Below are 16243 nucleotides of genomic sequence, written 5' to 3' on the forward strand. Positions count from 1 at the left end.
ATTAGCCTATTGGATAGATTTCATAATCACTATCATCTTCTTCATTAAATTGTTTTCCTAAATTTAATTTAGATTGAGATTTAGGAGTAACATCTAATACTTTTGATTCATATTCCATTGTTTTCTCTTGATGTTTTTTCGTACTTTTTTGTCTTCTAACAGACTTAGTTTCTTTTTTAGCATCCAAAATATATTGATTTAATCTTTCGTGAGCTTCAAAAATATCATGAGGTTCAAGTTCCCTTCCTGTAATAGCTTTTTTTGCTTCACTTATAGATCTTCTTAATTCTGTTAAATCCATAGCTGGTCTTCGTATATCTGCATATGGTACTATTATATAATCTTTAATATCTTCATCATAAACATAGATTTTACTAATATCTCTTGGATCTCTTCTACACTCAACTTCATTTATCAAATCAGGTTTTAATTTTTTATATTGAGATGGAATTATATATTTTCTAAGAGTTTCAGAAAAATAAGTAATATAATCAATAGTTATCCCATTTTTTTGGACACTTCTTTTTATTTTTGGTAGTAAGGACATTCTAAATTTTATAGTATCAGCAGGTACTATTGGTAAAAATGGTATTTCTTTCTCATCTCCAACTCCAAGTAAACCTTGATAAAATTTTTCTTCAGGTGTCATACCTAAAGAACTATGTACAGTTTTATGATATACATTTACTATAAAATCAACATACCACTTCTCTAATTCAGAAACAGTTACTGCTGCTTTTTTACCCGATTTATATTTCCCTCTTTCAAATATATTTGAAAAAGTACTTCCTGGTAATTGATGTGTTTTTTTCATAAAAGTACCGATAACACGCTCGACTGCCCCACCAAATTCAGGACGTGCAACTGGACGATAGATATCTTCTATACCAAATTCACTACAAAAACCATGTAAACTTATTGACCTAAAATCTTTTCCATTGTCCATATGAATTTTGCGAGGCAATCCATATACAGGCCATTCTCCTGTAATACCATGTTGATTCAGAAAATCATCTTTTGGTAATACTGCATTTAAAAAACATTGCCCTACACTAAAATAGCTTGGTGCATTTAATGAAATATAAAATCCATAAATCATTCTACTATACATATCAATAGCAACAGTGATAAATGGTCTTCCTATTTCTTCTCTTGTTTCCTCATCAACTAAAATTACATCAACTTTAGTATGATCAATTTGTATAATATCTAGAGGTAGTTTTACTTCAGGAAATTTCCCAGGCATTCCTCTAGTTTCTCTTACACTAAGATTTTTTCTATGTTTTGCAATTAATTTAGGATTAATGTTATTAAGCCGATTCCTTATAGCTCCTCTTTTAGGAATCTGAACATTAAATTTTTTACATTCATTTGCAATTACATTATAAATATTTGAAAATGGCAATTGCTGGTCATCTAAATAAACTTCATTGATTATTGTATTTATAATTGCCTCTGTTTCTTGAGGAAATCTAGATTTTCCTTTACCTCCACAATTTTCTCTATTTCCAGCTAAGGAACTAACTGTGCCAAACTTCTCAAAAGTTTCAATCCATCTATAAAGAGTTGCCATACCTTTTTTAAATTTTTTAGCTCGTTTTTCTACATCTTTAGCTGTTCTCTTCTCCATTTCAAGTAAAGGTTTAATTATTTCATACTTTTCATTTGCTTTATCTAGAGCTTTATCTCCATATTCAACTTGTGATTTTTCAGGTTCATTTGCATTTTTAGAATTTTTTATTAAATCATTTACTTTTACAATTATTTCTTCATAGGGACTAATACTCTTTTTTAATAAAACTTTATCAGCAGAAGGATAACTTTTTATAATATATTCATTATCTTCATAAAATATTTTTGAGTTTATATTAAATTTAATTACTCCCATTATTTTTCTCCACAATAGATTTCATCGTGACTTTTTCATTTTCTAAATCAGTTTTTAAAATATTTTGAGCCACAAGTTTCCAAATATTATTTGAAACTATTTGATACTCACTTTGAGATTTCATAATTAAATTCGCAATTTCAAGTGCTGTCATTTTTTTGTCTTTTAAGACATCTAATATAATATCATCATACTTATCTTCAGAAGGATGAAGAATAAATCTGTACAAAAAATCAATATTTGATATATAAATTTCATTAAAATTTAGTTCTGTTAGAAATTTAAAATCTACACCTATTTCATCAGATCTTATTTTTGCAGCATTAAATTTCTTTTCATAAATATCTTTATTTTTTTCAAATTCACTTAAGTATTTAACTTCAATAAGTGCATCTTTTAGATTTGATTTTTTACATCTTTTAACAAAACAATCTAGGTCATACTTTTGTGGTTTACCATTTTTAATTATCATAATTCTTGGTTGTTCTCGGTAAGTTTCTACAGTATTATCAAATTCTAAAGAAAGGAAAAGTGTTTTTTCAAGTGAAGAGTCAAACCCAATAGATCTATTGTTTTTAACACTTGGGAAATGTCCCGTTACAGAACGATAGCTTTTTTTAATTTGTCTTTGTCCAAAAGTTATTGCATCATCATACATAATTTATCCAAAGTAATTTTAATAAATTATAGTATAAATATTCTTTTATTAAAATATTAAAATTTTTCTTCGTATTATTAATATTTAATATGATTATATATCATTAATTTAAATTTAGCTATTATAATTGAAATTAAATATTGGTTAAAAAAATATGCATATTCAATCAACATTCATTCATTTAGATAAAATAGGAAAAAAATCAGAGAAAGAATTATGGGATAAAAATATTTTATCTTGGGAAGAATATCAAAACTACTATGAAAAAGATAACCTTTTCTTTGATTTTAAATCATCAAAGCTTTATGAATCTATAAATGCATATAATACTAGAGATATACAGTTTTTTACTAATGGACTACCAAATAATGAATACTACAGATTAGCACTTTCTTTTCCTGAAGATGTAATTTTTTTAGATATTGAAACTACAGGCTTAAGTCATTACTATGACCACATTACAATGATTGGATGGAGTATTGGTGATGAATACAATTATTATGTAAATGGGATTTCAGATAAAGAAAAATTTAAAAACGATATGCTAAAAGCTAAAATCATTGTAACATTTAATGGTTCTATGTTTGATATACCATTTATAAAAAAAGAATTTCCACATATTAATATCCCAAAATGCCATATTGATTTAAGATTTTTTTCCAAAAGAGTTGGACTATCAGGTGGTCAAAAGAAAATTGAAGATGAAATAAACTTTAAAAGGAATAAATCATTAAAAAATACAGATGGATATATGGCTACAATTTTATGGGATATGTATAAATGGGGGAATAAACCCTCTCTAGAGAAGCTTATAGCTTACAATCATTCTGATATTGAAGGAATGAAAGCAATACTTGATTATTCAATTAAAGAAATTCATAAAAATTCTATTCTAAAAAAATATTTTAAAATACCATATAAATTTACAAGTAAAAAATCAAAATTAAAAAAACTAGAAATAAAAGAGTTTGTTAAAAATAATAAAATACCATTTGACCCTAAATCAACATTAAAATATAATGAACTTTCATCAAGAATAAATAGAAATATAAAAATTGTAGGTATTGATTTAACAGGTAGTGAAGAAAGACTTACAGGTGTATGTTTAATGGATAACAATAATATAGAAACTATGCAAATAGGGACAGATAAAGATATGATTGAATGTATCTTAAAATTTAAACCAGATTTAGTTTCAATAGATTCACCTCTATCATTACCCATTGGTAGAATTTCTGTATTTGATGATGATCCAGGAAGAGATGAATTTGGTATTTTAAGAGTTTGTGAACGTGTTTTAAAAAAAAGAGGAGTAAATGCCTATCCTACTTTATTACCAAGTATGCAAAAACTGACAAAAAGGGGAATAGAACTAGCTGATAAACTTAGAAAATTGGGTTTTCCTACAATAGAAAGTTATCCTGGTGTCGTTCAGGATATTATAGGATTGCCTAGAAAACAAGTTAGCCTTGATTTATTAAAAAAAGGATTAGGTAAGTTTGGTCTAAAAGGTGAATTTCTAAAAAAAGAAGTTAGTCATGATGAAATTGATGCAATTACTTCAGCAATAGTTGGGATGTTTTTTTTAAGTGGAGATTATGAAGGTATAGGTGATTTAAAAGAAAACTTAATGATTATTCCAAACTTAAAAGCCAAAAATAATCCCAGAAAAATTTTTGGAATTGGTGGACAAATAGCTTCTGGTAAAACAACAGCTGCAGAAATATTAAAAGATAAGGGATATGAATATACTCGATATAGTCAAATACTCAAAGACATACTTAAAGAAAAAGGTGAAATAGTAAATAGAGATAATCTTCAAGCCCTTGGTTTAGAAATGAGTAAAAAGCAAACAGAGTTTTCAAAAAAACTTTTTGAAACTATAAAAGACTTCAATTATGTTGTAATCGATGGCTTAAGATATCCTGAAGACTATACATTCTTTTTTGAAATGTACGGTTTTGATTTTAATTTTTTGTTTATCGAAGCAGATGATAAATTAAAAGAAGCCAGATATATTTCTTTAGGAAACACAAAAGAAGACTATTTAAAAGCTATTTCAAATGATTCCGAAATAAACATACCTAAGTTAAAGCTTTTATCCAATAATATTATATATAATAATGAATCTATTGAAGTATTGAAAGATAAAGTCTATGAAATAATAGAGGAGCAAAAATAAAGTGAGTGTAACAATTGTAGTTGGTGGACAATATGGTGGAGAAGGTAAAGGTAAAGTAACATATTGTATTGCAAAAGAAAAAAATATCAGAATAGCAGTAAGAGTTGGAGGAACTAATTCTGGCCATACTGTAGTTGATGAAAACAATAATAAGTTTATTTTAAGGCAATTACCAACAACTGCTATTTTACCAAATTCTATTTCAGTATTAAGTGCAGGAAGTTATATTGATTTAAATATATTAAAAGAAGAAATAAAATTAACAAAAATTTCTAATGATCAATTACTAATAGATGAAAATGCCATGATTATTACAAATGAAGATCTAGAAAATGAAGCTTCTTCAGTATTAAGAAAAGAAATTGGTTCTACATTAAGTGGAACAGGGCAAAGTGTACTTAGAAGAATACAACGAAATAAGTCAACTAAACTTGCAAAAGATGTTGAAGAATTAAAACCTTTTATAAGCAATACAAAAGAGTTTTTATTTGAAAGAATAATTAAAAAAGAAAAAATTATTATTGAAGGTACTCAAGGCTTTGGACTTTCTTTAATACATTCTCCACATTATCCATTCACAACATCTAGGGATACAACAGCAGCAGGCTTCTTATCAGAGGTTGGATTAAGTCCTTTTGATGTTGAAGATATTATTCTTGTAATAAGAACGTATCCTATTAGAGTTGAAGGTAATTCAGGTAAATTAGAAAATGAAATTTCTTGGGATGAGTTAGAGCAACTACCTGAATTTACCTCTGTTACAAAAAAAATGCGTAGAATTGCTAAATTTGATTCAAAAATTGTTAAGAAGGCAATAATCGCAAATAGACCAACAAATATAGTTCTAAATCATCTTGATTATATAAATGAAGTAGATAGAATTAAATATTTAAAAGAGATTGAAGAATCAATTGCACAAAAAGTTAATTATATAGGGTTAGATAATCAATGTATAACGAGCATATAACTTTACAATATAAAAGTTTATTAGAAGAATTAAGACCTAATGAGATAAATAAACTTTCTCTTGAAGATCAAAATGATATTGCACAAAATAAATATGATTATTATAAAATTAAAGATCCATATCCTGAAATATCTCCCGCATTATTAAATCCTTATGATATTGATAAATATATAAATAAAACTGGAATGATTTTTCCTTATGAAAGAGATAATTTAAAAACAGCAACCTACAGAATTCCATTATATGGAGATATTCATTATTGGGAGAATAATAGTAGAAAAAAGAAAACTCTTTCTAAAGATAAAAAAGATATATTCATTTTAAAACCTAATGCAATTATATATATACATATTTCAACAGTCTTTAGAGTTCCATATTATATAGCATTTAGATTTAATTTAAAAATTGATTTAGTACATAAAGGTTTATTATTAGGAACTGGGCCTGTTGTCGACCCTGGTTTTCAAGGTAGAATTATGATACCTATTCATAATTTAACTGCAAATGAGTATATATTGAGATCTGGAGATGGATTAATATGGATAGAATTCACTAAACTAAGTCCATTTAAAGAAGATAAACCTTTTAGTGAATTTAAATCTTTATTAAATCATACAGCAGATGATTATTTTGAATCAGCAAATAAATTAAGGAGTATTCAAAGTGCAATTCCAAATGCTATGGATAAAGCAAAAGAAGATGCAAAACAAGCTAAAGAAGATGCAGAAGCTGCACATAGTGCAGTAAAACTCATCTCATTTGCTACAGTTATTGCAGCTGTAATTGCTATTGGTGGAATTATCTATTCAGGGTATACATTATTAGCAAATGTAATAACACCTACTATAAGTTTAGTTGATTCTCAAAAAGAACAGTTATTAAAAAATGAAGATGAAATTAAAAAATTAAATGCTAAATTAAAATTAATTGAGGAAAAATTAACAAAAGTTAAAAAAAATGAAGAATAGAAGAATTGAAATTTGTGGTGGTATTGCATCAGGTAAAACATCTCTTACAAAATTACTTGAAAATAATAATTTAGGAACACCTATATATGAAAATTTTGAAGAAAATCCTTTTTGGAAACCTTTCTATGAAAATCCTGGAAAGTATATTTTTGAAACAGAAATCTCTTTCACTCTTCAGCATTATCATGAAATAAAAAAATTAAATCAATCTAACTTATTAATATGTGACTATTCTCTTCTTTTAGACCATGCATATGCAATGATAGGATTAACAGGTAAAAAATTGGAATTATATCTACAACTAATTCAAGAAATATATAATGATATTTCAACACCTGAATTAATCATATATTTAAAATGTAGTGCAGATGAAGAACTAAATAGAATTAAAAATAGAAATCGATCTGTTGAAACAAATATAGAACTTTCTTTTTTAGAACTTTTAAATAATGCTATTAATAAAGATATAAAAAAAGAAAATAAAATATTAACAATTGATAGTGAAAAGTATAATTTTGTAGATAATGAAAATGATAAGAAGCACATTATAAGCTTAATAAAAGATGAAATTAATAGTTTATTATAAAAAATTCAGATAGAAAAACTAGAAAGTATTTTAATTAGTCATTATCAATTTTTAATATATACATTAATATGTACATATTTAACTAATTTATAGTACAATCCTTTATTAAGGTAGGTATTAGGAGAAAAACTTATTCTCAAATTTTAATGAATATGACAATGTTCAGCAAAAAACAATAAAAATAACACTTCTTTTGAAGTGTTATTTTATATTTTTACTCACCTAAATCTATATTTATTCCTTGTTTCAAAAGTTCATCTTGTCTTACTTTTAAATAATCTAAATAACTATTTGGATATTGTTCATAATATTTTCCACTTACATATCTTAATAATTCTTTGAAATGGAAAGGGAATAACAACGCATCAACTGTAGAAATAAGTTTCTTATTATCATAAAGTAAAACTCCTGGTCTATAATCTAAATTGATTTTTAAAGCCCATTGTTTTGCTGTTGTTTTGTTACCTTCAACATCAATAATCTCTTCATCACTATTAGCATCAAGTCTTACTATTGTAAATTTAGAAAACTCTTCAATTACAGATTTTTCTTTTAATAATCTATTATGAAAATAATCACATTGAGTACAACTTCCATCTTCAAAAATTACTGCTAATGCTGTATTTATCTTCGATAAATCCTTTGTTTTTGTAAACATTTTATTATCTTTTAAAGTATAAAGCTCTTTTCTCTCAATCTTATTAATATATTCTGTTAATGTCATTTTCTCATAATGTTTACCTTGAACATATTCTAAAATATATTTAAAATCAGTTGGATTTCTATATCCATTAACTCTTACAACAACCTCTTTTTCATAATTAAAAAATAAAATTGTAGGACTATATTGAATCTGTAATTTTTCAGCTAGTTCTTTTTCTGTTAAAGTAATCTCTTCATCCCAAGCGATTTCTCTACTTCCTTTAACATTTATATTAATTACATCAAAATATTTTTTTATAAATTCACTCGTTTTATTTTCATTTATAAAATTCTCTTTTAACATCTTAGAACAATATGGACAACCTTCTAAATCCATAAAAACCATAAAATGTTTATTATTTTCTTTTGCTTCTTCAATATCTTCACTAATATCTAAAAAGCTATCTTTAAACCATTCAGGTGATTCATGCATTGAACCTCCTATAACTTTACCTTCAGTAGCATTCGCTGATATTGTAAACAATAAAATAATGCTAAAAAATAAAAACATAACTTTTTTAAATGATGCTTTCATAACTCTTCCTTATTATAATTTTCTATATTTTATTAAATAGTTCTTTAATATCAATGAAAATAATATTTAATAGTTAAAAAATTGATTTTTAATTTCATTTAGATACACTATTCAAATTTAAGGCTATTATTTACTTTATTTTTATAAAATAAAACTAATTTTTTAAATTAATTATTTTTAAAGGTTTATATTATGCAAGTTTATTTATATGCAAAAAGTGGTCATACAGTAGGACTTGAAGCTACAAAAAGATGTGCAACTATTGCAAATGTGTTAAAAGATTTTAATCCTATTTTATGTACAAGTGATTTTAGAGCAGGAGCTTTTGCAAAAGAGCATTTAGGTGTTAAAAAATACGTTAATGTTGATGTTTTAAGAAATCTAACAAATCTTATGCAAAGAAACGATATCTTAATTTATGAATCAGAAGAAGAAAATGAACAAATGCAACAAGAAATAAAAAATTTCTGTTCTTTATCATATAAAATTGGGATAGATATTCAAAAGCCTATTGTAGATAATTTTATATATTCAAAAATCGATACTCCTACTATTGAAAAAACTCTATTTTTTGGAGATGATGATTATGAAAACTTACTAATTGAGATGACAAAAGATTCTAAAAAATTTGATTTATCTCTTCTTATGGGGCATTATTTCTTTTTAGGAAATGAAAAAATATTTAAAAACAATTTTACAAATATTATAGATGAAGAAGAGTATGTACAAACTATTCAAAACTCTAAATATCTTTTAACCTCATCTTTACAAACAGCACTTGAATCTCTTGCTTGTGGGAATAAACCTGTTTTATTTCAAAGAAGAGATAAACAATTAGACCATGAATTGATAAACAAATTTTCTTTACCTATAATCGAATATTCTGATTTTGATGATTTAATAAATAAATTTGAGAATTTAATAAAAAGTTATCCTAATATTAATTTTGATGAATCTAACAATTATGAAAATATTATTTTAGAAATAAAAGAGAAAATAGAATTATTTAACAAATTAACTCAATCATAAAAACCTTAAATATTTTTATATAACTAAATCTTATAATAGTTTATGCAAATCATAAGGTTAGTTTATATAAAATTTTAAAAAATCATAAAGGTTTTAAAATGAAAGAGAATACAGAGTTTTTAAAAAAAACTCCATACAGATTTAAAAGATATTATGGATACATTATAGCAACCCTTGTTGCTTTATCTTTACCATTTATTAAAATTGATGGGAATCATATCTTTTTATTATCTTTTGACAAGAAACAGTTACATTTATTAGGTACAGCTTTTGATATGCAAGAGTTGTATTTAATGCCATTTTTATTAATGCTTTTATTCTTAGGAATTTTTGCAGTTACTTCTCTAGGAGGAAGAGCTTGGTGTGGTTGGGCATGTCCACAAACTATATTTAGGGTAATTTATAGAGATTTGATTGAATCAAAACTTTTAGGATTAAGAAGAATAAAAAATAAACAAAAAGAACCTGATTGGTCAAAAGCTGAAAATAAAGCAAAAAAAGTTGTTGGTATTATAATTTGGTCATGTCTAGCACTTTTAGCTGCATCAAATTTCATGTGGTATTTTGTTCCGCCTGAAGACTTTTTTGCATATTTACAAAATCCAACTGAACATCTATTTTTAATCGGTTTTGTTTTAGCAATTGCTGGATTTTTAATTTATGATGTTATTTTTCTAAAAGAAGATTTCTGCGTATATATCTGTCCTTACTCAAGAGTTCAATCTGTTTTATATGATAATGATACATATCAAGCCATCTATTCTACAAATAGAGGTGGAGAAATCTATAATGATAGTAAAGAGAAAATAATTTTTAAAGCAAAAGATTTACCAAATCCATCAAATGAATGTACAACATGTGAATCATGTGTAACTGTTTGTCCTACACATATAGATATTAGAAAAGGTTTACAATTAGAGTGTATTAACTGCTTAGAATGTGTTGATGCATGTACAACGGTTATGGGAAAACTTGGAAAACCGTCATTAGTTCAATGGTCAAGTACAAATGCTATTAAAAATAATACTCCAACAAAAATAGTTAGAAAATCAACGGTTATGTATTTTGTTGCATTAGCTACTGTAATAGGTCTTTTATTTGTGATGAGTGGCGAAAAAGAGTATATGCTTTTAAATGTAAATAAAACAACAGAATTATATAAAGTAAAAGAAAACAATGTAGTTTCAAATAACTTTTTATTATTGTTCCAAAATACAGAATCTAAACCTCTAACTTATAATCTTGAAGTAGTTGGAAATCCAGATATTACTATCTCAAGATTTGAACCATTTACTTTAAGTCCAGGAAAACTTGCAAAAAAAGTAGTAATTCTTCAAACAAATAAAGTTTTGGTAAGTGATAATACAAAAGATACACCTATTGAAATTACTTTAAAAGCTTATGCAAAAGAAGACCCTGAAAAAGTTGTGGTATTCAGAAAAGCTGTATTTATCTATCCAAGATTAGATAAACTTAAATAAACATCATATAAGATAAGAGAACTCTTATCTTATATAAATTAACTTACTTATCAACTAAACTTAGATACAATCGCGATTATATATTTATCAACTATTTTATGGAGTATTTTTAATGACAAAATTCATTTTTGTAACGGGTGGAGTTCTTAGTTCACTAGGAAAAGGTATAACTTCTGCTTCTATTGCAACAATATTAAAACAATCTGGCTTTAAAGTGAGTATGCTTAAAATCGACCCTTACTTAAATGTAGACCCAGGAACTATGAGTCCACTTGAGCATGGAGAAGTTTTTGTTACAGCTGATGGTGCTGAGACAGATTTAGATTTAGGAAACTATGAAAGATTTATCGATAAAACTTTAACTAAAAAGAACAGTTTCACAACAGGTCAAGTTTATCAAAGTGTTATTAAAAGAGAGAGAGAAGGTGGATACTTAGGTAAAACTATTCAAGTAATTCCACATGTAGTTGATGAGATTAAAGATAGAATTTTTGATGCAGCGGAAGATAATGATTTTTTAATTATTGAACTTGGTGGAACAGTTGGAGATATTGAAGGCTTACCTTTTATGGAAGCAATTAGATCAATAAGACATGAACTTCCAAAAACTAATACTATGAATATTCATGTAAGTTTAATTCCTTATATTAAAGCAGCTGGTGAATTAAAAACAAAACCAACTCAGCACTCTGTTCAAGAATTAAGAAGAATTGGTATAACTCCTCATATGTTAGTTTGCAGAACAGAAAAAGAGTTACCAAAAATCTTAAAAGATAAATTAGCATTATCTTGTGATATTGATAGAAATGCAGTTATTGAAGCAGGAGATGCACAATCTATTTATCAAGTACCTCTTCATTTCATTAAAGAAGGAATATTAACACCTTTATCAGAGCATTTTAATATTAAAATTAAACCAAATATGGAAAAATGGGATACTTTAGTAAAAAACATTCTAGTTCCTCAAGATGAAGTTACTATTGCTTTTGTTGGTAAATATCTTGATTTAAAAGAGTCTTATAAATCATTGATTGAAGCTTTAATTCATGCAGGGGCTCACTTAAATACAAAAGTAAATATTCACTGGTGCGATAGTGAAAGAATAGAAGATGTTGGAGTTTACGATATCATTGGAAATGCTGATGGAATTTTAGTTGCTGGTGGATTTGGTCAAAGAGGTGTTGAAGGAAAATTAGCAGCTATAAGATATGCGAGAGAAAATCAAATCCCTTATTTAGGAATTTGTCTTGGTATGCAGCTTTCGATTATTGAATTTGCTAGAAATGTTTTAGGAATAGAAGATGCAAACTCTATAGAGTTTGATGCAAATACTAAAAATCCTTTAATATATTTGATTGATTCATTTATTGACCAAAGTGGAAATAAACAATTAAGAACACATGAATCACCAATGGGTGGAACTATGAGATTAGGTGAATATCCATTTGAACCACTAAAAGGTTCAAAATTACAAAAAGCTTATGGAAATGATGAAGTATACTATGAAAGACATAGACATAGATATGAAGCAAATCCAGCATATAAAGAAGCTTTAGAAAATGCTGGTATGATTATCTCAGGTCAATCAAATGGTTTAATTGAAGCTGTTGAATTAAAAGATCATCCTTGGTTTGTCGGAGTTCAATTCCATCCAGAATTTACATCTCATTTAGAGACTCCAAATCCAATTATATTAGAATTTGTAAAACAAGCAAATAAATCTTAATAATGACTAAAATCACAAAAAGTAGACTTTTTGAGATTTTATCAGCAAGGCATTTAAATAATCCTTATTCAAAACTTGCTGATATACCATCTCCTGATAATTTCAAAGATATATCAATCGCTAGTAAAAGAATCAAACAAGCTATTTTAAATAATGAAACTATCACTATTGTTGGTGATTATGATGTTGATGGAGTAGTTTCAACTACTATAATGCTAGATTTTTTCAAAACAATTAATGTAAAAGTAAATCACATTATTCCAAACCGATTTGAACATGGTTATGGACTTTCTACTAAAATTGTTGATTTAATAGATGAAGGATTAGTAATCACTGTCGATAATGGAATTTCAGCATATGAAGCTTCAATTAAATTAAAAGAAAAAAATATTGACTTAATCATTACTGACCATCATACGGTTGGAGATAAAATTCCTTTAGCATTTGCAATAATAAATCCAAAACAAAAAGATTGTAACTTTGAATTTAAAGATATTTGTGGAGCACAAGTTGCTTGGTATTTATGTGCTGCAATAAAAAAAGAGATGAATTTAGATGTAAATATGGGAAATTTCTTGGATTTATTAAGCGTTGCAATAATTGCTGATATTATGCCTATGACTGCTTTAAATTATACTATGGTAAAACAAGGTTTAAAAAAAATAAAATCTTCATCAAGACAAGCTTTTAAAATTTTAAATGAGGTTATGTCAAAAAAATCTTTAGTATCTGATGATATTGGCTTTTTTATTGCTCCAAAACTAAATAGTGCAGGAAGAATGGATGATGCAAGCATTGCTTTAGAATTTTTACTTTCAGAGACATCACATAGTGCAAATGAAACTCTATCTTTATTAGATGAATTAAATAATTATAGAAAAACTTTACAAGAAGAGATTTCAAAAAAAGCTGATTCCAAAACAGATAAAAATGATAAAGCTGTTATTGTTTGGGGAGAGAATTGGCATGAAGGAGTTATTGGAATTGTTGCTTCAAAATTATCAAATTCACATAAAAAACCTGCATTTATTTTTTCAATTCATAATGGAGTAGCAAAAGGAAGTGCAAGAGCTAACTCAAATATAAATTTATATGAACTTATTACAAAAGCATCTCATCTTCTTTTAGGATACGGAGGTCATAAAAATGCCGCTGGGTTATCTTTAAAAGAGGAAAATCTTGAAGAGTTTAAAAATATAATAAATACTGAACTTAGAAACCAAAATGAAGATCTTCACATCGAACCAATAACATTAGGTGAATTGGATGTTTCAAGTGTAGATTTAGAATTTATATCGATAATCGAACAATTTGAACCTTATGGCTTAGAAAATCATAGACCAATATTTAAAATCTCAAATGCATCATTAGTTAAATATGATTTAATAGGTCGTGACAAAAATCATTTAAAACTAACTTTAAATAGTGATGGATATATTTTTGAGGCTTTAAAATTTAATGATTCAAATAAAGATATCTCTTCAAATTTAGATTTAATAGTATCCGTTTCAAAAAATGAATTTAGGGGAGAAGTTTCTCCTCAATTTTTAATTCAAGAGATATTATAAAACTAAAAAAGGTCTTCTTGGAGGATTTTTTTTATCCAAAGTTCCCTCTAAACCTAAAATTTCCTCATCAATATCCGTTCTAGCATATGATGATGATAAAATATTTCCTGTTTGAATATCAATAAGTTTTATAAATACATTTAAACTTCTACTTGTTATAGAATAGGTTCCTACAACTGCATATCTAGTTTTTACTTTATCAGATAAAATTCTATTTTTTTCTCTTGTTAATAGATTAAATCCAGAATTACCTATTTCAAACTCTTTTCCTAACTCTATTTCACGAACTATTATATCAAGAGAAGATAATTTATCTTTTAGCATACTTGATAATAAAAATCCCAATTGAGATCTATTTTTTAATTTATCTAAATTAACAAAATCAGATACTAAAACCACATCACCTAATGGAATATTTTTTTTAATTTTAGAAGCTGATTCATCAACCATTTTTGAAACTAAATAGTGAAAATTATTTGATCCATTAATAGGATTTTTGAAAGCACAAGAAGTAAAAAAGAGAGTTAAGAAAACTAAACCAAAAACAAGTTTTAATTTTCTTAATGATTCAATAATCATAAATTATCGCTCTTTAACTATTTTTATAGTTCTTGCTGGTGCACAATCTCCAAACATGATACAGTCATTTGCCAATCCATGTTTGTATGTTGATCTAGCACTTGAAATTATTTTACCAGTAATATTATCTATAACCCTAGCATTTAAAATAACTCTTCCAGCTTGTCTTGAATAAGTTCCAACAACAACATAAGTACTTGGTACACTTCCTTTTAATTCATGGGGTTTTCTTGAAATAAAATATTCACCTTGTTCGTTTATAGAAACAGCCATTTGACCTCTATATTCTATAACATTAAATCCTCTATTCGATAGTTCATTTATCATACTTTCACCAATAACTCTTCCAAATTCTGATGTCTCTTTTAACTTATCTAATCTAACAAATGATGTAATAAGCACTGGTTTATTTGTGTCAAGTTTTCTATTTTGCATAATTTGTGTAGATAATGATGCTATCGTAGCTTCCAGTGATTTTTGCGTTGTTACGTTATTTTGCATATCCTGAGCAACTTCTAAATGTTGTTTAGCTGTTTGAACTTTACTATACTCTTTTACAACTTCATCACTAACTGCTGTGTTTGAACTAATTTTTTTATAAGAACAACCCGTCATAACAAATAGAAGTAAAGAAGCTAAAACACTTACCCTAGAAATATTTTTAAACATAAAAACCCCTTTTTATAATTGGTTAGATTTTATTTAAAATTTGCTTATATATCCTTGAATAAATAATCCTAAAATAATATTAAAAACATCTATTTCTTTATATTTCAACTTCCTTTGTATATAATATTTCTAAATTAAATAAAGGATAAAAAGATGGCAAAAATTCTTATTCCTATTTCGAATGGTTTTGAAGAAATAGAGGCAATTTCGATTATAGATATCTGTAGACGAGCAAATATTGAAGTTACCGTAGCAGCTGTTGAAGATATTCAAACTATAGGTGCACACAATATAAAAATTGAAGCTGATTGTAAAATTGAAGATGTAAAATCTGATGATTTTGATATGATAGTTTTACCAGGTGGTCTTCCAAATGCCTTTACACTTGCAAATAATAATCATGTACTAACCCTATTAAAAGAATTTAAAACAAAAAATAAAAAAATAGGTGCAATTTGTGCAGCTCCTTATGCTTTACACAAAGCTGATGTTTTAAATGAAAATTTTACTTGTTATCCAAGTTTTGAAAATAAAATAAGAACCAATGGTTACCATGAAAATGATGATATTGTGATTGATAATAATGTAATTACATCAAAAGGTCCAGCAACAGCTATGAATTTTGCTTTAGAAATAGTAGATATTCTTTGTGGTGAAGAGATTTATACAAATGTAAAAAATGGTTTATTAGCAAAATAGAAATCA

General features: G+C 26.3%; 14 protein-coding genes. 9 read left to right on the plus strand and 5 right to left on the minus strand.

Features of this window, described 5'->3' with window-relative positions; all coding sequences use genetic code 11:
* Position 1: 1 nt before the first annotated feature.
* Positions 2-1888, minus strand: coding sequence for a Mu transposase C-terminal domain-containing protein (locus tag AAQM_RS12195; RefSeq protein WP_129095197.1), 1887 nt, complete (start codon positions 1886-1888; stop codon positions 2-4).
* Positions 1875-2546 carry a TnsA endonuclease N-terminal domain-containing protein gene (locus AAQM_RS12200; RefSeq protein WP_129095198.1) on the minus strand — a complete coding sequence of 224 codons (672 nt, stop codon included), beginning with the start codon at positions 2544-2546 and terminating at the stop codon, positions 1875-1877. Before AAQM_RS12200 ends, AAQM_RS12195 begins: the two co-directional genes overlap by 14 nt.
* Before the next feature lie 154 nt (positions 2547-2700).
* On the opposite strand from AAQM_RS12200, the gene AAQM_RS12205 reads away from it, so the two are divergent.
* Genes AAQM_RS12205 through AAQM_RS12220 form a run of 4 tightly spaced genes read left to right on the plus strand, consistent with a single transcriptional unit; the run spans position 2701 to position 7249 of the window.
* Positions 2701-4728: a ribonuclease H-like domain-containing protein gene (locus AAQM_RS12205; protein ID WP_129095199.1), complete on the plus strand. Its 2028-nt coding sequence runs from the start codon at positions 2701-2703 to the stop codon at positions 4726-4728.
* Between the two features lies 1 nt (position 4729).
* Positions 4730-5695, plus strand: a complete 966-nt coding sequence (locus AAQM_RS12210) for an adenylosuccinate synthetase (RefSeq protein ID WP_129095200.1) — start codon at positions 4730-4732, stop codon at positions 5693-5695.
* Complete coding sequence (locus AAQM_RS12215) at positions 5677-6663, plus strand: dCTP deaminase/dUTPase family protein (protein WP_129095201.1); 987 nt, start codon at positions 5677-5679, stop codon at positions 6661-6663. Before AAQM_RS12210 ends, AAQM_RS12215 begins: the two co-directional genes overlap by 19 nt.
* A complete protein-coding gene (locus AAQM_RS12220) occupies positions 6653-7249 on the plus strand; it encodes a deoxynucleoside kinase (protein ID WP_129095202.1) in 597 nt (198 codons plus the stop codon). Before AAQM_RS12215 ends, AAQM_RS12220 begins: the two co-directional genes overlap by 11 nt.
* Before the next feature lie 214 nt (positions 7250-7463).
* On the opposite strand, the gene AAQM_RS12225 is transcribed toward AAQM_RS12220, so the two are convergent.
* On the minus strand, positions 7464-8486 hold the full coding sequence (locus tag AAQM_RS12225) for a thioredoxin family protein (RefSeq protein ID WP_129095203.1): 1023 nt from the start codon (positions 8484-8486) through the stop codon (positions 7464-7466).
* Between the two features lie 192 nt (positions 8487-8678).
* On the opposite strand from AAQM_RS12225, the gene AAQM_RS12230 reads away from it, so the two are divergent.
* The 4 genes from AAQM_RS12230 to recJ all read left to right on the plus strand — a co-directional run bounded on the left by AAQM_RS12230 (position 8679) and on the right by recJ (position 14290).
* Positions 8679-9515 (plus strand): hypothetical protein, encoded by an 837-nt coding sequence (locus AAQM_RS12230; protein ID WP_129095204.1) that lies wholly within the window; start codon positions 8679-8681, stop codon positions 9513-9515.
* A 98-nt stretch (positions 9516-9613) separates the two neighbouring features.
* Positions 9614-10996 carry a cytochrome c oxidase accessory protein CcoG gene (ccoG, locus tag AAQM_RS12235; protein WP_129095205.1) on the plus strand — a complete coding sequence of 461 codons (1383 nt, stop codon included), beginning with the start codon at positions 9614-9616 and terminating at the stop codon, positions 10994-10996.
* Positions 10997-11108: 112 nt separating this feature from the next.
* Positions 11109-12722: a CTP synthase gene (gene pyrG, locus AAQM_RS12240; protein WP_129095206.1), complete on the plus strand. Its 1614-nt coding sequence runs from the start codon at positions 11109-11111 to the stop codon at positions 12720-12722.
* 2 nt (positions 12723-12724) lie between these two features.
* The gene (gene recJ, locus AAQM_RS12245; protein WP_129095207.1) at positions 12725-14290 is read left to right on the plus strand and encodes a single-stranded-DNA-specific exonuclease RecJ; all 1566 of its coding nucleotides are present in this window, start codon (positions 12725-12727) and stop codon (positions 14288-14290) included.
* Here recJ and AAQM_RS12250 read toward each other — a convergent pair.
* Positions 14285-14869, minus strand: coding sequence for a FlgO family outer membrane protein (locus AAQM_RS12250; RefSeq protein WP_129095208.1), 585 nt, complete (start codon positions 14867-14869; stop codon positions 14285-14287). The genes recJ and AAQM_RS12250 overlap by 6 nt on opposite strands.
* Positions 14870-14872: 3 nt before the next feature.
* On the minus strand, positions 14873-15538 hold the full coding sequence (locus tag AAQM_RS12255; protein ID WP_129095209.1) for a FlgO family outer membrane protein: 666 nt from the start codon (positions 15536-15538) through the stop codon (positions 14873-14875).
* A gap of 153 nt (positions 15539-15691) precedes the next feature.
* Between AAQM_RS12255 and AAQM_RS12260 the strand changes: the two genes are divergently transcribed.
* Positions 15692-16237: a DJ-1 family glyoxalase III gene (locus AAQM_RS12260; RefSeq protein WP_129095210.1), complete on the plus strand. Its 546-nt coding sequence runs from the start codon at positions 15692-15694 to the stop codon at positions 16235-16237.
* The last annotated feature ends 6 nt before the right edge of the window (positions 16238-16243 follow it).

Source organism: Arcobacter aquimarinus (assembly GCF_013177635.1).
GTDB classification, from domain to species: domain Bacteria; phylum Campylobacterota; class Campylobacteria; order Campylobacterales; family Arcobacteraceae; genus Aliarcobacter; species Aliarcobacter aquimarinus.

Bases quoted from the DNA above. Each gene is read 5' to 3' on its own strand.
- AAQM_RS12250 (WP_129095208.1), bottom strand. From the start codon at position 14,869: ATGATTATTGAATCATTAAGAAAATTAAAACTTGTTTTTGGTTTAGTT.
- AAQM_RS12260 (WP_129095210.1), top strand. From the start codon at position 15,692: ATGGCAAAAATTCTTATTCCTATTTCGAATGGTTTTGAAGAAATAGAG.
- AAQM_RS12220 (WP_129095202.1), top strand. From the start codon at position 6,653: ATGAAGAATAGAAGAATTGAAATTTGTGGTGGTATTGCATCAGGTAAA.
- AAQM_RS12215 (WP_129095201.1), top strand. From the start codon at position 5,677: ATGTATAACGAGCATATAACTTTACAATATAAAAGTTTATTAGAAGAA.
- pyrG (WP_129095206.1), top strand. From the start codon at position 11,109: ATGACAAAATTCATTTTTGTAACGGGTGGAGTTCTTAGTTCACTAGGA.
- AAQM_RS12205 (WP_129095199.1), top strand. From the start codon at position 2,701: ATGCATATTCAATCAACATTCATTCATTTAGATAAAATAGGAAAAAAA.
- AAQM_RS12255 (WP_129095209.1), bottom strand. From the start codon at position 15,538: ATGTTTAAAAATATTTCTAGGGTAAGTGTTTTAGCTTCTTTACTTCTA.
- AAQM_RS12225 (WP_129095203.1), bottom strand. From the start codon at position 8,486: ATGAAAGCATCATTTAAAAAAGTTATGTTTTTATTTTTTAGCATTATT.
- AAQM_RS12230 (WP_129095204.1), top strand. From the start codon at position 8,679: ATGCAAGTTTATTTATATGCAAAAAGTGGTCATACAGTAGGACTTGAA.
- AAQM_RS12195 (WP_129095197.1), bottom strand. From the start codon at position 1,888: ATGGGAGTAATTAAATTTAATATAAACTCAAAAATATTTTATGAAGAT.
- AAQM_RS12200 (WP_129095198.1), bottom strand. From the start codon at position 2,546: ATGTATGATGATGCAATAACTTTTGGACAAAGACAAATTAAAAAAAGC.
- recJ (WP_129095207.1), top strand. From the start codon at position 12,725: ATGACTAAAATCACAAAAAGTAGACTTTTTGAGATTTTATCAGCAAGG.
- ccoG (WP_129095205.1), top strand. From the start codon at position 9,614: ATGAAAGAGAATACAGAGTTTTTAAAAAAAACTCCATACAGATTTAAA.